Here is a 20,606-nt window from a genome sequence, read left to right as displayed (position 1 = left end):
GTCACATAGTATTCAGGAACAGAGCAAAACGCCCGGTGGCGCTTCGCTTACCGGGCCTACAACAGCAAAACCCTGGTAATTTATACAATATTACTGGTGATTATATCAGCGTCGTGAGGGATGCCAACCGCGAAATTTCCACGTGCGGCAGAAGACGGCTATCGGAGGCGATCATCAGGTCAGCATTTTCCGGCTTGATCCAGCAGGCCTGCATGCCGCAGCGGATGGCGCCCGCCACGTCTGTGGTCAGGTCATCCCCCACGTGCAGGATCTTACCCAGCGGCAGGTTAAGCTTATCCGCCGCCAGATGGTACATGTCGCTGAACGGCTTCGCGCGCCCGTGAGGACCCGCACGCAGCACGAATTCAAAGTAATCGCTGAGGCCGAACAGCTCCGGCTGGGCATTGCCGTTGGTGATGGCCACCAGCGGCCACTTTTCGGCAAGCGTCGCCAGCGTGTCGTGGGTTTCATGCGGCACGTCGATACGGCTGCGCCATTTGGCGAAGTTTTCCATGGCCGCTTCCGCCCCAATCGCGGCATCCTGCGCACTCAGGCCTACATTCAGCATCGCCTGCTCAACCGCGCGACGACGCCATTCGGTCACGTCGTGGTAAATGTCCGGCTCGGTCTCCCGCAGGGACTGACGCAGCTTCTGGAAGTCCTTGTTCTGCATCGTCTTCAGCGCGGGATGATAGTTCTGCACAAACGCCAGCGACTCCTGCTCGGTACGCAGGATCACCTTGCGGTTGTCATAAAGAGTGTCATCAAGGTCAAACGTCAGGGCTGAGATCTGACCGAGTGGGCGGTAAAAACGCATTATTTCCCCCGTTTGGCGCGTGGATGCGCCGCGTCATACACCGAGGCAAGGTGTTGGAAGTCTAAGTGGGTATAAATTTGAGTCGTCGACAGGTTCGCGTGGCCAAGCAGTTCCTGCACGCCGCGCAGATCGCCGCTTGACTCAAGCATGTGTGTTGCAAAGGAGTGGCGCAGCTTGTGCGGATGCACGTGGCTGTTCAGCCCCTGCTTAATGCCCCACTCCGCAAAGCGCTTCTGCACGTTACGCGCCGAGATCCGCTTGCCGAGTTTCGACAGGAACAGCGCATCTTCGTCGGTGCCAAACAGCCCGCGCAGGTCAAGCCAGTGCTCAATCCAGGAAACCGCATTGCGGCCAATCGGCAGGCGGCGCTCTTTGCTGCCCTTCCCCATTACCCACACTTCGCCCGATTCCAGGTCGAGATGCTTGAGATCAAGGTTGACGAGTTCAGACAAACGCAGCCCGGCACCGTACATCACCTCCAGCATCGCGCGATCGCGGACGGCCAGCGGATCGTTCAGATCGATATCCAGCAGGCGGTTTACGTCGTCAACGTCAATATTTTTAGGCAGATGGCGCGGCGCTTTCGGCGTGGCGATCCCTTTTGCCGGGTTGGCTTTTATGCCGCCCTGGCTGACCAGCCAGTCGAAGAAGCTGCGCAGCGCAGAGAGCCTGAGCGCCAGGCTTGCCGGGCTGAGATTTTTTTTGCGGCTACGCACGACGAACGCGCGTACCGTCGCAGCATCACATTGTTGCCAGCTTTTCAGGCCGATCTCGTCGGCGATCTGCATGATGGCATCAAGCTGACGCTGATAGTTAAGCAGCGTAATGGGGCTAAGCTGGCGTTCCACGCCGAGATAGCGCAGAAAGCGCGAGACGTCAGTGGCGAGCAGTCCGTCCGTCATACGCGCTCAATCCAGCGCTCCAGCAGCTCAGGCAGCATCAGGGCGATCTCCTGCAGCAGGTGCGTGGCTTGCCCCTGCTCATAGTGATGCGCGTCGCGGCTGGTAAATAAGATGACGCCCAGATCGCCATCGCGCCCCATCAGCGACATCGCCACCGAGCCAATCGCTTTGGCCTCCGGTAACACCACCAGCAGCTCAGGACCGTTAAGCGGCCCCAGATAGTGGTGCTCATGGCCCAGACGCTGAATGCGCAGCGGTTCAAACGCCTGACGGCTCAGTGCCAGATGGGTAAATCCCGACGGTGCACCGATGCGCCAGCGGTCAGGGAAAAGACGAATCGTTGCACCCGCCAGCCCCAGCTCGCGGGCCCAGCGGTGGAAGCGGCTGAGGAACTCGTCAAGACTGTGCGCCGACGCCAGACGCGCCTGCAGATGCAGCAGACGATAGAACAGGCTTTCATTGGTGCTGGCCTGCTCCATCAGCAGCGTCATGTTCTCTTCAAGCTGGCTGATGTGGTTGCGCGCGCGCGCCATGTGCCATTCTACCAGCGACACGGTTCCGCGAACCGGATGCGGCACGCGCATCTCTTCGACGACGCGTGCATTGCGAATAAAAAACTCAGGATTGCGCAGCAGATAATCAACAACAGCTCTGTCGTCCAGTTCCGTCACTGTTTCCTGCAGTTCTTCCCCTGGTTGTTTCATAGATGGATAAACCCGTCATAGACATGTGCCGCCGGGCCCGTCATATACAGTGGATGACCCGGTCCTTTCCAGGCGATATCAAGCCGACCGCCCGGTAATTCCACGCGAACCTCTTCAGCCAGTAACCCCTGGGAGATGCCCACGGCCACTGCCGCACAGGCTCCGCTTCCGCAGGCCTGCGTCTCGCCCGCACCGCGCTCGTAAACCCGCAGACGAATATGCTCGCGCTTCACCACCTGCATAAAACCGATGTTCGCGCGCTCCGGGAAACGTTCGTGGCTTTCCAGCACCGGGCCGAGCGTTTCGACCGCCGCGGTTTCCACATCATCAACCTGGATCACGCAGTGTGGGTTACCCATAGAGACGACGCCGCACAATACTGTCTGCTCGGCCGCCCGCATAATATAGGTCTTTTCCGCTTTGTTTGCGCGAAACGGCACGACGGAAGGCTCGAAGTTAGGCTCGCCCATGTTCACGCGCACCAGCTCATCATCGGTGACGCTGAGCACCATGCGACCATTGGCTGTACTGACGCGAATATCACGCTTGTTAGTCAGCCCTTTCAGGCGGACAAAGCGGGCGAAACAGCGCGCGCCGTTGCCGCACTGGTTCACTTCGCTGCCGTCCGCGTTAAAAATACGGTAGTGGAAATCGAGGTCGGGATCGTACGGCGGCTCAACCACCAGCAGCTGATCGAACCCCACGCCCAGATGCCGATCCGCCAGACGACGGATCAGTTCCGGTGAGAAAAACACATTCTGCGTTACCGCGTCGACGACCATAAAATCGTTGCCAAGGCCATGCATTTTAGAGAACTGCATCATTTGCTCCATTGCGCGGGTACAGAACGTTGTCGTCAGAGATTAACCTGAGTCGGGCCGCCGTTGTCGCCACGGTCGTTAGTATCTGGCGTGGAAGACTCAATGCCGCTGTTAACCGGTTTCGTCGGCGGCGGTGCGGTTTTATCCGCAGGCGGAAAGTACAGGGGTCCCTTCAGTCCGCAGCCAGTCAGGCTAAACAGCGTGATGAGAACGGCAAGCGTTCGGAAAGCGTTTTTCATTATAAAGTTGCCCGTAAGTTCAAATCTGTTTCTATCATCGCAGGAGAAGACACAAAAGCAAGAGTTTGCCGCTTTCCTGCAACGGGAATTATTTAGGGTTATACTGCCGGCATCACGAAAAACAGGAACAAAACCATGAACGACAGTGAATTCCATCGCCTTGCCGACAACCTGTGGATGACCATCGAAGAGCGTCTTGACGACTGGGACGGCGACAGCGATATCGATTGTGAAATCAACGGCGGTATTCTGACCCTGAGCTTCGAAAATGGCAGCAAAATTATTATTAACCGTCAGGAGCCGCTTCACCAGGTGTGGCTGGCGGCCAAACAGGGCGGCTATCACTTCGATCTGAAGGGTGATGAGTGGGTGTGCGACCGTAGCGGCGTACCGTTCTGGGATCTGCTGGAACAGGCCGCGACCGCGCAGGCGGGTGAGGAAGTGCGTTTCAGGTAGTTTTGTTGCCCGGTGGCGGCTGCGCCTTACCGGGCCTACAACGGCTCGAACCGTAGGCCGGGTAAGCATTAGCCACCCGGCGAAAAGGCTCAGGAGAAATACTGCTGCAACAGCGGCGCGGTGTCCTGATTGGCAGGCGCGGCAGGCGTGACGGCCTGAGTGCGGAACGGGATCACCTGCGCACGGCCATCGACGTTCACAATCTGGTAGAACTGCGGCAGGTTAAAGTTGATAAAGCTTGAGCCGTAGGTAAAGCGGTCATGCGAAGAGGAGTAGAAGCGGCTGACGTCGCGCACCAGCTCCTCTTTACTGCCTTCACAATGGTGATACACCTCGGCGCGGTTGGTCTCATCCAGAATGTAGATGTTGAACCCGGCATCGTCGCCCGACTCTTCAAAGAAGAACTGAATAATCCCTTCACTGGCAAAGCCGTCCACCACCTGCGGGAGCTTAACGTGGTTGGTTTCCACCTGCACCGACAGGCCATGCAGCTTGTTATGCGAAATCGCGCCGTAGAATTCAATGGCGTTTTCCAGCTTCTGTACCGATACGTTGAGACGTTCAAAGAACAGGCCCCAGGTCTGGCCGGAGACGCGCAACGCCTTAAAGCGCCCGGTTTCCTGACGGGTACTGGAGAGACGCAGCTCGATACACTCGGAGACCAGCTGCTGCACGCGGGTACGAATCAACCCGCGCAGGTGCTGGCTGTAGCAGAACACTTCCACGCTGTCCGGCGGCGCGGCATCCTGGTGCATCTTGCCGAGAATGGTTTTCAGCGCCTCGATCATCGCCTGCTCGCCGTTGAAGTGCAGGGTACGCACTTCGTTCCACGAGTTGCGGTACAGCAGGTCCACGCTGCCCACCAGGCAGTTTTGCTGCTCGCCAAAGCTAAAGACGTCCAGCTTGCGGAAGTCAAAATGGACCACCTGATTGCGGAAGGCCGCCGTCGGGTCGTATTCCAGGTTGACGATGATCGCCAGATGGCGAATCTCGCACGGGCTGTAGAGCGCTTTTGGCGTCGGCGCAGGCAGACGCAGCGGGAAGTGGTGCGACACATCCGCGACCATCTCCTGCAGCTTAGCGAGATCGACCACCTCGTTGCCTTTGATAAACAGGCGCGTGCGCGAGGTCAGCAGGCCGTTAAACCAGGCCCAGGCCACCAGCTTGTTCAGATAGCGGTTATATTCCAGCGGCTGATGGCTGATGATGGAATCCATGCTTGGCGCACGGTTGTACAGATACCACCCGGTGCGGTTCGCGCGGCCCGGCGGCACGTAGATAAAGGTCAGGTTCGGTTCTGACAGGTCAGGCGAAATCTGCGGGTTAACCAGCGTGACTTTACCCGGCAGCGCTTCAAACGCGGCGTACAGCTTACGGGTCAATACCCCGATATCCTGCGGACTGGCGGAAACGCTGAGGTTGTTGCGGCGCGCAAAGCGGATCAGATTACGGTAGCTTTGCATCATTGCATCGAGCAGTTCGTTGTGCGCTTCACGCACCTGATCGATTTTCCAGTTGGCCCGGTTGTCGAGCATGGACAGACGCGCGTCGTCCCATCCCCACTCTTTGACTAACTGGCTGACCACTTCACGACGCCAGCCCACGCAGGCGCGTTCGCGGCTCAACTTCTCACAGACTTTGAGATAGAAACATCGACGTACCAGGTCCAGACGCGTGGTGTCATCAATGGCTTTCAGGTATTCGGTTACGCGCTCCAGCATCATGCAGTAGGCGTCGAGCCCGAAGGAGACGATCTCCCCGTCGTGCAGGCGCTGCTTGATGTCTTTCGCCAGCAGGCGCGGCGTCGGGTATTCCCAGGAGTAGGCTTCAAGCAGCAGCGTTTTGAGCACCGCTTTGTACGGTGAGTCGATACTCTTATAGAGCTGCCAGAGGCTTGCGCCGAAATACTCTTCCGCAGACAGTGAGCTGAGACCGCCGAGGTCCAGCCATTCGTTTGGCGTCAGTACGCCCTGCGCATAAAGCGACATGACGTAATCGTCGTAATGCTCTTCTTCTTCGCACGGGACCATATTCCACAGAATACGTTTCCCGGCCAGACGAACGGCAGTACGGTAGAATTCATCCAGCAATAAGATGTGCTGGGTCGAGCCGCAGTCCTCACCACCCAGACTGCCGCTTTCGTTATGGCGGAAACGGTTTTCATCAATCAGGAAGAAGCTCACTTCCACGCCGAGCGAGGCCGCCCAGCTCTCCAGCAGGCTGCATTTACGCTGAAGCAGCTGACGCTCTTCGTTATCGAGCCAGGACTGATGACAGACCCAGATGTCCAGGTCAGAAGAACAGCTTTGCCCTACCGATGAGGTGCTCCCCATAGAGTAAACGCCGGTAATCGGCAGTTCACCTTTCGGGGACTCCTGTGGCGGCATGCCCCGGTAGAGTTCCAGCTCGTTCAAATAATGCTGTTGGGTTTCATCAGGCGTGAAAAGGCAAATGCCCTGGGGAACGTTACCATCAAGGTAGCCAGGCATCAGCGGGTGGTGATAGTGCAATAATGTCGGCAGCAGACTGTATACCTGCTGGAAAGCAGGGCCCATAGCAGCAAGCGCGCGATCCACACGCAGTTGATTTATGGCATCCAGTCTCTGTTTCAGAGTCTCAATATAGAGGTACAAGACGTATCGCCTGATGTTTCCGGGTGTCGCAGCTATTCAAAACACGACTAACAGCGGACCCGCAGTATTTCAAAAAGATAACCGTTACCCTTTTTCGCCCTTATCATTTTTGGTGGTACCGACGAAAAAATGGTCTAAAACGTGATCAATTTAACACCTTGCCGATTGACCGTAAAGAAAGATGCGCTACATACAAGTGTAGCACCGTTCTGTACGTGTAAATTCCTGAATACGGCTCTGGCTGACGAATACGCCGCCTTGTCCCTCTCACTCTTCATCAACCGTAAAACTGCCATCCCAGAGTCAACAATGTTAGGATGGTTAGCGATTGATAATGACGGTAACAAGCATGTTAGACAATGTTTTGAGAATTGCCACACGCCAAAGCCCTCTCGCGCTCTGGCAGGCACATTATGTGAAGCAGCGCCTGGAAGCCTGCCACAGTGGATTGCGCGTCGAGCTGGTGCCGATGGTCACGCGCGGTGATGTGATCCTCGATACGCCGCTGGCGAAAGTGGGCGGCAAGGGCCTGTTTGTCAAAGAACTGGAACTGGCATTGCTTGAGAACCGCGCCGATATCGCCGTACATTCGATGAAAGATGTGCCCGTCGAGTTCCCGGAAGGGCTGGGGCTAGTGACCATCTGCGAGCGCGAAGACCCGCGCGATGCGTTTGTCTCTAACCGCTATGACTCGCTCGACGCGCTGCCAGCGGGTAGCGTGGTTGGTACGTCGAGTTTACGCCGTCAGTGTCAGCTGGCAGAGCGTCGTCCTGACCTGATCATCCGCTCGCTGCGCGGTAACGTCGGCACGCGTCTGGGCAAGCTGGATAACGGCGATTACGATGCCATTATTCTCGCCGTTGCCGGCCTGAAGCGTCTGGGGCTGGAAGAACGTATTCGCGTAGCGCTGCCGCCAGAGCTCTCACTGCCCGCTGTTGGCCAGGGTGCCGTCGGCATCGAGTGCCGTCTGGACGATGCGCGTACTCGCGAGCTGCTTGCCCCACTGAATCATGAAGAAACCGCTACGCGCGTAAAAGCGGAGCGGGCGATGAATACCCGCCTCGAAGGCGGGTGCCAGGTGCCAATTGGCAGCTATGCTGAATTGACGAATGGCGAACTGTGGCTGCGCGCGCTGGTAGGCGCCCCGGACGGTTCGCAGATGGTGCGCGGCGAACGTCGCGGTAACGCGCAAGATGCCGAGCAGCTTGGCGTGTCGCTGGCGGAAGAGTTACTGGATAACGGCGCCCGCGAGATCCTGGCTGACGTATATAATGGAGAGCCCCCTGCATGAGTATTCTCGTCACCCGCCCTTCTCCCGCAGGAGAGCAGTTAGTGAGCCGTCTGCGCGCACTGGGGCAGGTGGCCTGGAGTTTTCCGCTCATTGAATTCTCCCCCGGTCGCGAGCTCTCTGCGCTCGCCGACCAGATGAATACCCTTCAGGACGGTGACCTGCTGTTTGCGCTGTCGCAGCATGCCGTGGAATTTGCCCACGCACAGCTGCAGCAGCAGGACATGGCCTGGCCAACCGCCCCCGGCTATTTCGCGATTGGCCGCACAACGGCACTGGCGCTGCATACCGTAAGCGGCGCGGACGTTCGTTACCCGTTAGATCGGGAAATCACTGAAGTCTTGCTACAATTACCTGAATTACAAACTGTTGCCGGAAAGCGTGCGCTCATTTTGCGCGGCAATGGGGGGCGCGAGCTGCTGGGCGAAACGCTGCGTGAACGTGGTGCGAACGTGACGTTCGTTGAGTGCTATCAGCGCTGTGCAAAACACTACGATGGCGCGGAAGAGGCGATGCGCTGGCACGCGCGAGGCATCAATACACTGGTGGTCACCAGCGGTGAAATGTTACAACAGCTTTGGACGCTGATACCGCTTTGGTATCGCGAAAACTGGTTACTCCGCTGTCGGCTTCTGGTCGTCAGTGAGCGTCTGGCGAACCAGGCCCGGGAACTGGGCTGGCAGGATATTCGGATCGCTGATAACGCCGACAACGATGCGCTGCTGCGCGCATTACAATAACTCTCAAATGGGAAGCCATAATGACGGAACACGACAAATCCTCCGCCGTGGTTGAAGAGACCAGGGAGACTGTGGAGACGACGCCACAGCCAGAGACGACTGAGAAAACCGCTGAGAAGAAAAACGGCAGCAACAAAACAAGCCTCACGCTGAGCGCGATTGCCATCGCCATTGCGCTGGCAGCGGGGGTTGGCCTGTACGGGCTGGTGAAGCAACAGAGCGCTAACCAGACGTCCACCAGCGATGCGCTGGTGAATCAGCTCACTGCCCTGCAAAAAGAGCAGGAGACGCAGAAAACCGAGCTGGAAGCCGTGATTAAGCAGCAGGCCGCCGCGCTTGCCGAAGCGAACAGCAAACAGGAAGAGCTGACCAAACAGCTGGGTGAAGTACAGCAGAAAGTCGCCACGATTTCCGGCACCGATGCCAAAACCTGGCTGCTCTCGCAGGCTGACTTCCTGGTGAAGCTCGCCGGACGTAAGCTCTGGAGCGATCAGGACGTCACCACTGCCGCCGCGCTGCTGAAAAGCGCCGATGCAAGCCTGGCGGACATGAACGACCCAAGCCTCATTACCGCCCGTCGCGCGATTACCGAAGACATCGCCAGCCTCTCCGCCGTTTCGCAGGTGGATTACGACGGCATTATCCTTAAAGTGAATCAGCTGTCGAATCAGATTGATAACCTGCAGCTGGCGGATAACAACGACGACGACTCCCCGATGGATTCCGACGGTACCGAGCTTTCCAGCTCCCTGAGCGAATGGCGCATAAACCTGCAGAAAAGCTGGCAGAACTTTATGGACAGCTTTATCACTATCCGCCGTCGCGACGAAACGGCCGTACCGCTGCTCGCGCCGAACCAGGACATCTATCTGCGCGAGAACATTCGTTCCCGCCTGCTGGTGGCGGCCCAGGCCGTGCCGCGTCATCAGGAAGAGACCTATAAACAGGCGCTGGATAACGTCTCAACGTGGGTACGCGCTTACTACAACACCGATGATGCGACGACCACCGCCTTCCTCGAAGACATTGATAAGCTGAGCCAGCAGAACATCACCATGAACGTGCCGGACAAGCTGACCAGCCAGCCGATTCTGGAGAAACTGATGCAGACGCGCGTGCGTAACCTGCTGGCGCAGCCGGGCGTTCCGGCTGAGCAGGCGAGCGGAGCGGCACCTGCTCCGACTCCTGCGCCTGAAAGCGCACCGCAGGGAGAGTAACGATGCTAAAAGTCCTCTTACTCTTTATCCTGCTGATCGCCGGGATCGTCCTGGGGCCTATGCTTGCGGGTCATCAGGGTTATGTCCTGATCCAGACCGATAACTACAACATTGAAACCAGCGTAACGGGTCTGACGATCATTCTGATCCTTGGCGTGGTGGTGCTGTTTGCGATCGAGTGGATCCTGCGCCGTATTTTCCGTACCGGTGCCCATACCCGCGGCTGGTTCGTTGGCCGTAAGCGCCGTCGCGCCCGTAAACAGACCGAGCAGGCGCTGCTTAAGCTCGCAGAGGGTGACTATCAGCAGGTTGAAAAGCTGATGTCGAAAAACGCCGACCATGCCGAACAGCCGGTGGTGAACTATCTGCTGGCGGCCGAAGCGGCGCAGCAGCGCGGTGATGAAGCCCGCGCTAATCAGCATCTGGAGCGAGCGGCTGAGCTGGCTCACGGCGACCCGATTCCGGTGGAAATCACGCGCGTTCGTCTGCAGCTGGCACGCAATGAGAATCACGCGGCTCGCCACGGCATCGACCGTCTGCTGGAAGTCGCGCCGCGTCATCCGGAAGTGCTGCGCCTTGCCGAGCAGGCCTATATTCGTACCGGCGCCTGGGGCTCACTGCTGGACATCATTCCGTCGATGGCGAAGGCCGAGGTGGGCGACGATGAACATCGTGATGAGCTTCAGCGTCTGGCGTGGATTGGCCTGATGGATCAGGCGCGCGCAGACCTGGGCAGCGACGGTCTGAAAACGTGGTGGAAGAATCAGAGCCGTAAAACGCGTCAGCAGGTTCCTCTGCAGGTGGCGATGGCGGAACATCTCATTGAGTGTGACGATCACGACACGGCTCAGGCGATCCTCCTCGACGGTCTGAAGCGTCAGTACGACGATCGTCTGGTGATGGTGATCCCGCGCCTGAAAACCAACAATCCTGAGCAAATCGAAAAAGTGCTGCGTCAGCAGATTAAAACCGTCGGCGATCGACCGCTGCTGTGGAGCACGCTCGGCCAGTCGTTGATGAAGCACGGCGAATGGCAGGAGGCGAGCCTCGCCTTCCGTGCAGCGCTGAAGCAGCGTCCGGACGCCTTCGACTACGCCTGGCTTGCCGATACGCTGGACAAGCAGCATAAGCCGGAAGAGGCCGCCGCCATGCGCCGTGACGGGCTGTTGCTGACCCTGCAAAACAACGGTACCCAACAATAAACAAAAAGGAGGCCAAACGGCCTCCTTTTTTTATCGCCTTTCTGCTGCTACATTCTTTACACCTGCATCCGCAAACGAGCCCGCCAATGTAACGATCTCTTTTCATTAACTTTTTCTCACACACGCGCACATTCTGCAGCGTGGATTAAATCGTTTTTGAAAGGAAATCGTCATGAATTCGCTTCTGTATGCGCTGATTGAAGCGCTGCGCTGCCACCGATGGCTGCGCCTCCTTGCTTGTGCTTTTATCTTTTCTTCGCTGGGGAATGGCTTAACCCAGGTCGTGGTCTTCGGCTTGCTGTTAGCATGGTCAGCCCCGCCCGCACTGCTCACCCTCGCTTTTCTTTTCGCTACGGTACCGGGGTTTATCGGGAGTACGATCGGCGAAAAGCTGTGCTCCCGATGTTCTCCGATCGCCCTGCTGATACTGACCGAGGCGCTGGGATTGCTCGCCCTGCTCTTTCCCCTGGTTGGTGTGGGTTATCACAGCGTTACCGCGTTACTCGCCGTGCAATCCACCGAAGCGCTGCTCAGCGGGATGAGCTGGCCCGCGCTGACGTTGCTCTTCAAGCGCGGTCTCAGCGAAGCGGAGCTGCCTGCTGCGACCTGTCTGGAAAATGTGATTTTTGCTTCTCAGGTTTTGCTGGGGACCGGCCTGGGCGTGATGCTGTTTCAGAAGATATCCGTATTTACCCTGCTGGCCATTGATGCCGCCAGCTTTCTCGGGTCACTGCTCATGCTATGGCTGGCTGGACGCCGGTTTTCAGCGCCATCACTCCCGTCCCTCGAGGAAGAGGAAGCCCCTGCGGCATTACGCTGGCGGACGTTGACCGTTCGGCAGAAACGCAGTCTGCTCATCCTGCCAGCGCTGGCGGCCGCCGGCTCGCCGGCCATGGCACTGCTTCCGGCACTGGCACAGCAACTCCATCCTCAGGATGCGGCGGGCCTTGCTTTGCCGCTGCTTTTCGCAAGGAGCCTGGGACAGCTTTGCGGCCCCATGTTGCTAAAAAAAGAGAGCCTGACGCGCTTTGCCGCTCGCACGCCACGCATCATCGTTTGTCTCGGCATCTTTCTGGCCGCTTATGGAATGCTGCCGTTGTTGTCCGGGTGGATGGCATGTGCGCTGGGGATGATCTTTATCGCGCATCTGGCTTCGAATGTTCTGTTCGCGGCCGGGACGTTTGGCGTTCTCAGTAGTTTTCATATTACGCAAACCGCTTCGGCCAGTGGTAAAGCCTGGCGCTGGCAAACGCTCAGCGCCTCTCTCTTCACCGGCATCGCAGCGGCAGTGGCTGCCGGGTTTGGCTCAGTAGCCGCACTCTATGCTGTCTCGTCAGCGGCCCTGGTGATGGTTGCCCTGATCGTGCGCCGGTATCGGGAATAAGGCATAAAAAAACGCCTGCTATAAAAGCAGGCGTTAAAACAGGTCTGTAAGACAACATATTTGGTGCTTCACTCAACGTTATGTCCATGGTGTCTGATGAGGCCGAAGCGACATCTGTCAGTGGACGATAAGCACCGTAAATGGCTCTGCGTCATTCCGGAGTTTATGAGGCACGAAGGCGAACATAAGAGATGGAATGAGCATCTACACGCATATTATTGCACGTAACGTGCCAACATGACACGCAGAACTTTTACATGACGCAACATTTTAAGATAAAAGGAAATTATGCTGTTAAGCGTCGTCTTAATCGCTACAACATATCGGTCAACGCAGAAATATGTCGCCAGGAGGAGACAGCAAAACCTATGGATAGTAAATATGTTTATTTTCAATGCATTATATGTCGCTGAATCGCGACAATGAAACAGGGCGCTGTCGGGGAATCACTACAGGGGTGAAAAGTGGCACAAAACAAAAAACCCCGCCTAAGCGGGGTTCAAAATTGGTCGGCGAGAGAGGATTCGAACCTCCGACCCACTGGTCCCAAACCAGTTGCGCTACCAAGCTGCGCTACTCGCCGATGTACTGCTTTTTGAATTTTTAGTTCAATTCATTTAAAAAGTCGTGGTGCGAGGGGGGGGACTCGAACCCCCACATCCTAAGGACACTAACACCTGAAGCTAGCGCGTCTACCAATTCCGCCACCTTCGCAATTCACAACTCTTTCAATAATGGGGTGGCTAATGGGATTCGAACCCACGACAACTGGAATCACAATCCAGGGCTCTACCAACTGAGCTATAGCCACCACTGTATTCTTTCACGCGGTACTGACTACTTCTCAGACCACCGCAGCTCTAGCGCCGGGACTAAAATGGCGCGCCCGACAGGATTCGAACCTGAGACCTCTGCCTCCGGAGGGCAGCGCTCTATCCAGCTGAGCTACGGGCGCTTAGCGCCGTTGCGGGGCTGGATATTACGTACCTCCGTCCCCGCTGTCTAGTGCTTTTTTGAAAAAAATGCGCGTTTGGTTATCGTTTGCACATTTTGCCGCTTATTCCTCCACTTTCTGCGTGGTGGCACGGCGACCGAGACCAAAAAGCTTATAGGCAGCCGTTACAGCGGCCAGGAAGATCATCCCGACAAACAGCGACATGCGGGTATCTTCATTAAAGTACATTCCGATTAATACGCAAATCAGGAACGCCATCGTTAAATAGTTCGCATACGGGAACAGAATTGAACGGAACGGATGGCTTTCAATCGCCTTTTTATGCGCATGACGGAAACGCAGCTGGCTGATGAGGATAACAAACCACGGCACCATGCCCGGCAGGACGCTGGCGCTGTAGACGTAAACGAACACCCGCTGCGGATTGGGAATGATGTAATTCAGGCAAGAGCCAATCAGCAGGATCGCAATCGAAACCGCCACGCCCGCCACCGGCACGCCAGCACGTGACACTTTGCTCATCGCCGCAGGCAGCTGGTTATTCTTCGAGAGCGCATAGAGCATACGCCCACAGCTGTACATCCCGCTGTTACACCCTGACAGCGCTGCCGTCAGGACCACAAAGTTAATGATGCCCGCCGCCGCCGTGATACCAATTTTGGCAAAGGTTAAAACAAACGGGCTACCCGTCGTGCCAATTTCGTTCCACGGGAAGATGGTTACGATAACGAAGATCGCGCCCACATAGAAAATCAGGATGCGCCACAGCACTTTGCCCACCGCGCTACGCAGCGTGACCTGCGGATTTTTCGCTTCACCGGCAGTAATACCGATCAGCTCCACGCCCTGATACGAAGCCACAACGATACACAGCGCCGTCAGGAAACCCTTCCAGCCGCCGGCGAAGAAGCCGCCGTTTTCGGTCAGGTTACCGAAACCGATAGCGTGTCCACCGTTGCCAAAGCCGAAGAAAATCACGCCCAGGCCAACAACAATCATCACGATGATGGTGGTGACTTTAATCATCGCGAACCAGAACTCGATCTCACCATAAAGACGCACGGCGGCCAGGTTTGCCAGCGCCACCAGCCCCACGGCAATAAGCGCGGGTATCCACTGGGCCATGTCCGGGAACCAGAACTGGACATAGACCCCTATCGCGGTGATCTCGGAGATGCCCACCGCCATCCACATGAACCAGTATGACCAGGCTGTCAGGTAGCCGAAAAAGGGGCTCATATACCGGTGCGCGTAAACGGCGAAGGAGCCGGTTACCGGCTCCAGGAAGAGCATTTCGCCCATGGAACGCATGATGAAGAAAACAAACAGCCCGGCAATAATGTACGCCAGTAATACGGAAGGGCCTGCCCACTTGAGCGTGCTTGCGGAGCCCATAAACAGGCCCACGCCGATAGTGCCGCCCAGCGCTATCAGTTCAATATGACGAGCTTCCAGCCCACGCTGTAGCTCCTGTTTTTTCTCTGCTATAGATCCTCGATTGTGTTTGCTGTTTCCCGACTTAAGACCGGGTATTGTTTTTTAGGGGGACTAAAATACGGAGCGAATGGTTTCTTAAAATGTGCCAAATGGCAAACGATGCATAAAAAAAATGAATGCATTGCACAGATTATCAGCAGTTTTGCAGGCGAGTTGCAGCGCGAATAGCATATCGCGCTACATTTTGATTACATTTTCCCGGTGTAATGCCAGGCGAGGTAGCGAAGCAGACGGATCTGTCGTTTAATGCGTGTCGGCTGCGATAGCAGGCGATACAACCACTCCAGCCCCAGATGTTGCCAGACCGCTGGCGCACGCTTGACGTGGCCGGTAAAGACGTCATATGTGCCGCCAACGCCCATGTAGAGGGCATCCGGGCAGACCAGACGACAGTCACGCATCAGGATCTCCTGGCGCGGGGACCCCATCGCCACGGTGACAATCTTCGCCCCGCTGTCACGAACGCGCTCAAACAGCGCCTGCCGATCTTCCGGTTTGAAGTAACCATCCTGGCTGCCGACAATATTAACATTCCATTGACGACGCAGTTTCTCTTCCGTCTGGGCCAGTATCTCCGGCTTCCCGCCAATCAGGAACACGGGCGTTCCCTGCGCGCCTGCGCGGGCCATAAGCTGCTCCCAGAGATCGGCACCCGCCACGCGGGAAACATTAGCGTCAGGATACTTTTTACGGATAGAGCGAACCACACTAATCCCGTCCGCGTATTTAAATTCGGCCGCGTCTATCAGGCTTTTGACTTCCGCGTTATCCTCAACCGCCAGCATCTTTTCCGCGTTGATGGCCACCAGCGTACCGGATTTCATCTGGCCGTCGGCGAACAGAAAATCCAGCGCGTGCTGCATGTCGCGCCAGCCAATCAGCTGCAGACCACGTAGCGCATAGCGCGGTGCAGAAATTCTATCAGTCATTACTATCCTTACTCAGACTTGCGACAGCGTTGTGCTGCCCTGCCGCTCGCGCCTGTGCACAAGCCCGGCGCTGTCAAACAGCCAGTACAACAGTTTGGCCAGTAACAGGCAGATGCCGAAAACAACCATGAAGAACACCACGCGCGAAACGAACGAGTCCAGACCTTCGCGCGCCAGAACGATCATATTGAAAATGGCACCAAAGCAGAAACTGTGCAAAATGGCCGCTTTATAGCGGTTGGTCTCTTCATTGCCACGCAGGTAAAGCCAGTCGAACCACTTAATAATCAGCCCCACGGCAACCGCACCGGGCAGAATGAACCATGCCCCGCCCATCACCACCAGGGAACCGAGCAGCGTAGGAGAAATTGCCAGACCGGAATGGTTGTTCAGCACTTCCCAGGTGAAGTAATTCGCCGTATTCAGCACCACGCCAGGACGGTCCGGCCATAGCCAGGAAGGGATAAAGACGTAGAAGTCGCGAACAATCGGCGCCAGCCCCTGGAAATCAATCTTGTCGTAATTTTGCAGCAGCAGTGCCAGGTTTTCCCATGGCGAGAAGGTATCGCGCGTGAGGTAAAGGAACGTATAAAACGCCTCATCACCCGCCACGTTCATCCCGTAGCGCTTCAGCGCCAGCCAGAACATCCCCACAATGCCAAACACGCCTGCTGCAACCAGCATCCAGAGCGAAATCCAGCCGCGGATAATGCCGATAAACAGGAAGATCGCGAAGGCGATGATGATGTTCGCGCGCGTACCGCCCACAATCATGTAGGTCAGGATGCCAAATGCGACGGTACTGACCAGGAAGAACAGCCACGCTTTGCTGTCCTGGCGCAGGAAGAAGATCACCAGCATCGCCGGGATGAAGAAGTAGAAGAAACGCTTAAGCGCCACGCCCGAGACTTCTGCCGAAAAAATCTGGCTGTAGGAGTGGAGTTTAAAAAGCAGGAAGCCGTTATGCATGAAGAAGATGCCAACGCTGACCAGGGCGATAGTCATCAGCATCACCCATGTCAGGTGGGTTTCCACCCGATTCATGGTAAAGAGCGCCCGTCGTGGGGCAGCTGTCTGCGCTGAACGCAGACGCGTTTTATAGGTGACGTAGTAAACCGCATAGAAGCAGGTCGCCGCCAGAAGCGCCTGGAGCAGAATGTCCGGCGGCGCGACGCTCACGTCAAAACGGAAGACCAGTATGCTGGTCAACGGGAAGCCGAAAAAGAACGTTAGCAGAAACAGTAACGAGAAGAAGACGTTAAAGTTGAAGCGCACGCGGCGGAATTCAAACCAGGTGAGCGTGGCGATAAACAGGCTGCTCAGAAGCCAGACAACCAGTAAGCCGCTGAATTGCAACTGACTCATGCTTTGTCTCCTGCAGCGATACGCAGCGCGCGGTGCCACGGCGTGAGATAATTCGGGCTGAAAAAATCGATGCTGTTTTTATCCACCAGCGTGAGCTGACGTTGAGCTTCACGTACCACCTCGACATTCAGCGTGTCTGAGGTAAACAGCACCGGAATATGCTGCTCGGCCATGTCCTGCCAGAACGGGTTGTCGCGGTTGAGCACGCACGGTACACCTGCCTGAATCAGCAGGCACAGCGTGCCAATCCCCTGCTGCCGGGCAAAGATGAAATAACCGAGATCGCATTTTCTCAGCAGCGCAAGATATTCATCAAATTCCAGCTTATCGCTGAGGATGTGCAGATTTTCAGCGCTAAACAGCGCCAGCCCCTGCTGACGAACCTCGTCGATATAGGCGCTGTTGTTGGCGGGATAGCCCATCGGCACCACCACGTTCACCGTGTCGCCAAACTGCTGATGCACCGCCCTGAGCGCCGCGACATGTTCGTTACTGCGATCGCCGGAATTCCCCACCAGAATCGTCAGCTTGCCTTCACGCACCGCGTCATTCGCCATGGCGTTCAGCGCCGGATCCATGCGGGTGGGGAAATAGAGCAACTCGCCGAGCACGTTCGGGTGCTGTTTAGCAAAATAGTTGAGATCGCCGCGGGTAGCAAAAACGCAGCCTACGCGCCCCTGAGCCATGCGGCGCAGGGGATAAAAAAGACGGAATTTCCAGCCGCGGGAGACTTCATAAAGATCGGCTCCCCAGATATGCCAGCTGCACTGGGAGGGTTTAATCCCTCCGCTGAGAAGCGCCAGCCACAGGCCGGTATTGAACTGCCCGTGGAAAAAGAAACGTTGCTTACGATCCGCTTTGGCTTTGGCAACCACCGCCTTCGCCAGTGAGGCCTTATCCGGCCAGAAGCGAATCGTCAGTGCCGGAAACGCCTCGCTCAGGCCCTTATCCTGACCTGCAACCATAAACTCACGCGCATCAGGATCTCCCGATGCCAGCTCGTCGTTGAAGAACCGCAAAACGGTCTGGTTATGGTGTGGGATATCCGATCCCAGGATGTGAATCAGTGCAGTCATGCGCGTTTACGCCACAATAAAAATACACCGCAACAGGCGGCGAAATAAACGATATAGGTTGCCATGTAGGCCTGAGCCGCCCCCAGCGCACCGTGCGTGGGTATCAGCCAGTGTGAAAATGCCGTCAGTAAAACAAACTGGCTAATTTCCGCCAGGATATAGAGCCGAAGGGACGCTTTCGCGATCACCAGATAGCCGAAAACGTAAGCCCCCACTTTCAGTACATCACCCACCAGCTGCCAGGCAAAGAGATCGCGCATGGCGGTGAACTTCGCCGAGAACAGCAGCCAGATGGCGACATCGCGCAATAACCAGACGGTAAAGCTGGCAGCCGCGACGGCCGGCAATACAAAGCGCAGCGATCGGAAAATCTCGCGCGTTATGTCCTGTCTGGACGTCAGACGCGACAGGGTTGGCAGCAGGTAAACGCTAAAGGAAGCCGTAATAAACTGAAGATAGGCATCGGAAATACTGCTTACGCCCTGCCAGATCCCGACCTCATCCCAGCTATAGTGCGCCGCCAGCAGGTTTCGCATCATCACGTAGGCCACCGGCAGCGTGACGGAGGTGATGAGCGCCATCAGGGTAAATTTACCCAGTTGGCTGGCAAGCATCGAGTCCCATTGCGGTTTCAGGTAGCTCAGCGGAATGACGCCCCGACGCATCAGCATAAATGCCGCAGGCACAACCACCAGCGCCGGAACCAGCGCCAGCCCCAGCAGTGCGCCTTCATAGCCACCCAGGCGATAGCAGAAATAATAGGCAATCACGCCGATGACGCTGCCCAGGATCAACGCAAGCGCGTTCCCGGCAGCATCACGAAACCCTTTCATCAGCGCCAGCAGCAGGTTAGCCCAGGCAATCCCCATCTGAACCAATGCGACCAGACGCACCAGCCCCTGATAGTGGGTGTGGCCGAATAATCCCTGGCTGATGGGCGCCGCCGCCAGCAGAAAGATGATCGCCATCAGGGTCGAAAAACCCGTGACCATCGCCGAGGAGGTGCCCACCACCCTGCGGAGCTGGGCCGCATCATCATGATACTGCGCAACGTATTTGGTGACGCCGTTGAAGATACCGGCACCGGCCAGCACGCCAAGGACGGTGACAAGCTGACGGAAATTACCCGCCAGCCCCACTCCTGACGGGCCAAATGAGACGGCCAGGAGCTTGACGACCAACAGCCCGGCCCCAATTTTTACAAGCGTGGACGCGGCGGTCCACACCGATGCTTTTGCCAGAGACATATCAGCCGAAATAACTCAGGAGGGTATTAATCACCGTACGCTGGTTAACTGGCGCGAGGTTGTAGAACAGTGGCAGACGAAGCAACCGCTCACTTTCTTTGGTGGTGTAACGGTCTTCACCCGCGAACGTTCCAAACGCTTCGCCCGCCGGGCTGGAGTGCAGCGGGATATAGTGGAACACCGCCATAATTTCGGCTTCTTTCAGCCAGGCGATGAGCTCGCTGCGGTCGTCGTTATCGCGCAGCTTGATGTAGAACATGTGCGCGTTGTGGACGCAATCCGCCGGAATCGTTGGCAGCGCAATACGCCCGGCTTTTGCCAGAGGTTCCAGCGCATCGTAATAGGTTTGCCACAGGGAGAGACGCTGCAGGTTGATGCGATCCGCGGCTTCCAGCTGCGCCCAGAGGTACGCGGCCTGCAGATCCGCCATCAGATAGCTGGAGCCAATATCGCGCCAGGTGTATTTGTCTACCTGGCCGCGGAAGAACTGGCTGCGGTTGGTGCCTTTTTCGCGGATCACTTCCGCACGCTCCACGAGTGCCCGGTCGTTAATCAGCGTCGCGCCACCCTCTCCGCCTGCCGTGTAGTTTTTGGTTTCGTGGAAGCTAAAGCAGCCGATGTGGCCGATGGTGCCCAGCGCGCGTCCCTTGTAGGTCGACATCACGCCCTGCGCGGCATCTTCCACCACAAACAGGTTATGTTTTTTGGCGATGGCCATGATGGTGTCCATTTCACAGGCCACACCTGCGTAGTGAACCGGCACGATCGCGCGCGTTTTGTCGGTGATCGCCGCTTCAATCAGCGTCTCATCAATGTTCATGGTATCCGGGCGGATATCCACAAAGATGATTTTCGCCCCGCGCAGGACAAACGCATTCGCCGTGGAAACGAAGGTGTAGCTCGGCATGATCACTTCATCGCCGGGCTGGATATCCAGCAGCAGTGCGGCCATTTCCAGCGATGCCGTACAGGACGGGGTCAGCAGTACTTTGGCGCTGCGAAAACGCTGTTCCATCCACTGCTGACAGCGACGGGTGAAACCGCCGTCACCGCAGAGTTTGCCGCTGCCCATGGCAGACTGCATATAGTCGAGTTCCGTTCCGACGACGGGTGGTGCGTTAAATGGAATCATCT

Annotated in this window: 18 protein-coding genes and 4 tRNA genes; 6 read left to right on the top strand and 16 right to left on the bottom strand. The window is 56.8% G+C overall.

The window, feature by feature from the left end; genetic code table 11:
* Positions 1–100: 100 nt before the first annotated feature.
* The 5 genes from yigB to lptM are packed head-to-tail and all read right to left on the bottom strand — an operon-like array spanning position 101 to position 3,483.
* Positions 101–817 (bottom strand): 5-amino-6-(5-phospho-D-ribitylamino)uracil phosphatase YigB, encoded by a 717-nt coding sequence (gene yigB / locus ACOTXT_RS11935; RefSeq protein ID WP_333165338.1) that lies wholly within the window; start codon positions 815–817, stop codon positions 101–103.
* Positions 817–1,719 carry a tyrosine recombinase XerC gene (gene xerC / locus ACOTXT_RS11930; protein ID WP_008501543.1) on the bottom strand — a complete coding sequence of 301 codons (903 nt, stop codon included), beginning with the start codon at positions 1,717–1,719 and terminating at the stop codon, positions 817–819. Before xerC ends, yigB begins: the two co-directional genes overlap by 1 nt.
* Positions 1,716–2,423 carry a DUF484 domain-containing protein gene (locus tag ACOTXT_RS11925; RefSeq protein ID WP_008501544.1) on the bottom strand — a complete coding sequence of 236 codons (708 nt, stop codon included), beginning with the start codon at positions 2,421–2,423 and terminating at the stop codon, positions 1,716–1,718. The genes xerC and ACOTXT_RS11925 overlap by 4 nt, the downstream gene beginning before the upstream one ends.
* Positions 2,420–3,244 carry a diaminopimelate epimerase gene (gene dapF / locus ACOTXT_RS11920; RefSeq protein ID WP_008501545.1) on the bottom strand — a complete coding sequence of 275 codons (825 nt, stop codon included), beginning with the start codon at positions 3,242–3,244 and terminating at the stop codon, positions 2,420–2,422. Before dapF ends, ACOTXT_RS11925 begins: the two co-directional genes overlap by 4 nt.
* A 35-nt stretch (positions 3,245–3,279) precedes the next feature.
* Positions 3,280–3,483, bottom strand: coding sequence for an LPS translocon maturation chaperone LptM (gene lptM, locus ACOTXT_RS11915; protein ID WP_021242847.1), 204 nt, complete (start codon positions 3,481–3,483; stop codon positions 3,280–3,282).
* Positions 3,484–3,618: 135 nt separating this feature from the next.
* Here lptM and cyaY point away from each other — a divergent pair, with 135 nt between their 5' ends.
* On the top strand, positions 3,619–3,939 hold the full coding sequence (cyaY, locus tag ACOTXT_RS11910; protein WP_008501546.1) for an iron donor protein CyaY: 321 nt from the start codon (positions 3,619–3,621) through the stop codon (positions 3,937–3,939).
* An 89-nt stretch (positions 3,940–4,028) separates the two neighbouring features.
* On the opposite strand, the gene cyaA is transcribed toward cyaY, so the two are convergent.
* Positions 4,029–6,572, bottom strand: coding sequence for a class I adenylate cyclase (gene cyaA, locus ACOTXT_RS11905; protein WP_008501547.1), 2,544 nt, complete (start codon positions 6,570–6,572; stop codon positions 4,029–4,031).
* 349 nt (positions 6,573–6,921) lie between these two features.
* Here cyaA and hemC point away from each other — a divergent pair, with 349 nt between their 5' ends.
* From hemC to ACOTXT_RS11880, 5 genes are all read left to right on the top strand, one after another.
* A complete protein-coding gene (gene hemC, locus ACOTXT_RS11900; RefSeq protein WP_032622927.1) occupies positions 6,922–7,863 on the top strand; it encodes a hydroxymethylbilane synthase in 942 nt (313 codons plus the stop codon).
* Positions 7,860–8,600, top strand: a complete 741-nt coding sequence (hemD, locus tag ACOTXT_RS11895) for a uroporphyrinogen-III synthase (protein WP_021242845.1) — start codon at positions 7,860–7,862, stop codon at positions 8,598–8,600. The genes hemC and hemD overlap by 4 nt, the downstream gene beginning before the upstream one ends.
* A 20-nt stretch (positions 8,601–8,620) precedes the next feature.
* On the top strand, positions 8,621–9,817 hold the full coding sequence (hemX, locus tag ACOTXT_RS11890; RefSeq protein WP_023293567.1) for a uroporphyrinogen-III C-methyltransferase: 1,197 nt from the start codon (positions 8,621–8,623) through the stop codon (positions 9,815–9,817).
* 2 nt (positions 9,818–9,819) lie between these two features.
* Positions 9,820–11,019, top strand: a complete 1,200-nt coding sequence (gene hemY, locus ACOTXT_RS11885) for a protoheme IX biogenesis protein HemY (RefSeq protein ID WP_023293568.1) — start codon at positions 9,820–9,822, stop codon at positions 11,017–11,019.
* Between the two features lie 172 nt (positions 11,020–11,191).
* Positions 11,192–12,403 carry a hypothetical protein gene (locus ACOTXT_RS11880; protein WP_023293569.1) on the top strand — a complete coding sequence of 404 codons (1,212 nt, stop codon included), beginning with the start codon at positions 11,192–11,194 and terminating at the stop codon, positions 12,401–12,403.
* A 506-nt stretch (positions 12,404–12,909) separates the two neighbouring features.
* On the opposite strand, the gene ACOTXT_RS11875 is transcribed toward ACOTXT_RS11880, so the two are convergent.
* The 10 genes from ACOTXT_RS11875 to rffA all read right to left on the bottom strand — a co-directional run bounded on the left by ACOTXT_RS11875 (position 12,910) and on the right by rffA (position 20,604).
* Positions 12,910–12,986, bottom strand: a tRNA-Pro gene (locus ACOTXT_RS11875).
* Positions 12,987–13,031: 45 nt separating this feature from the next.
* Positions 13,032–13,117 (bottom strand) — tRNA-Leu (locus ACOTXT_RS11870).
* A 21-nt stretch (positions 13,118–13,138) separates the two neighbouring features.
* A tRNA-His gene (locus ACOTXT_RS11865) sits at positions 13,139–13,214 on the bottom strand.
* A gap of 67 nt (positions 13,215–13,281) precedes the next feature.
* Positions 13,282–13,358, bottom strand: a tRNA-Arg gene (locus ACOTXT_RS11860).
* 102 nt (positions 13,359–13,460) lie between these two features.
* On the bottom strand, positions 13,461–14,846 hold the full coding sequence (gene thrP, locus ACOTXT_RS11855) for a bifunctional threonine/serine APC transporter ThrP (RefSeq protein ID WP_021242842.1): 1,386 nt from the start codon (positions 14,844–14,846) through the stop codon (positions 13,461–13,463).
* A 197-nt stretch (positions 14,847–15,043) separates the two neighbouring features.
* A complete protein-coding gene (gene wecG, locus ACOTXT_RS11850; RefSeq protein ID WP_008501554.1) occupies positions 15,044–15,784 on the bottom strand; it encodes a lipopolysaccharide N-acetylmannosaminouronosyltransferase in 741 nt (246 codons plus the stop codon).
* Positions 15,785–15,796: 12 nt separating this feature from the next.
* Positions 15,797–17,149, bottom strand: coding sequence for an ECA oligosaccharide polymerase (gene wzyE, locus ACOTXT_RS11845; protein WP_021242840.1), 1,353 nt, complete (start codon positions 17,147–17,149; stop codon positions 15,797–15,799).
* Positions 17,146–18,225: a TDP-N-acetylfucosamine:lipid II N-acetylfucosaminyltransferase gene (locus ACOTXT_RS11840; protein WP_045336956.1), complete on the bottom strand. Its 1,080-nt coding sequence runs from the start codon at positions 18,223–18,225 to the stop codon at positions 17,146–17,148. The genes wzyE and ACOTXT_RS11840 overlap by 4 nt, the downstream gene beginning before the upstream one ends.
* Complete coding sequence (gene wzxE, locus ACOTXT_RS11835; protein WP_008501558.1) at positions 18,222–19,472, bottom strand: lipid III flippase WzxE; 1,251 nt, start codon at positions 19,470–19,472, stop codon at positions 18,222–18,224. Before wzxE ends, ACOTXT_RS11840 begins: the two co-directional genes overlap by 4 nt.
* A gap of 1 nt (position 19,473) precedes the next feature.
* Complete coding sequence (gene rffA, locus ACOTXT_RS11830) at positions 19,474–20,604, bottom strand: dTDP-4-amino-4,6-dideoxygalactose transaminase (protein WP_039025160.1); 1,131 nt, start codon at positions 20,602–20,604, stop codon at positions 19,474–19,476.
* Between the last annotated feature and the right edge of the window lie 2 nt (positions 20,605–20,606).

The organism is Enterobacter cloacae complex sp. IR5422, from assembly GCF_049238165.1.
In the GTDB taxonomy this organism is placed as follows: domain Bacteria; phylum Pseudomonadota; class Gammaproteobacteria; order Enterobacterales; family Enterobacteriaceae; genus Enterobacter; species Enterobacter roggenkampii.
This window is presented reverse-complemented; position numbering and strand designations above follow the sequence as displayed.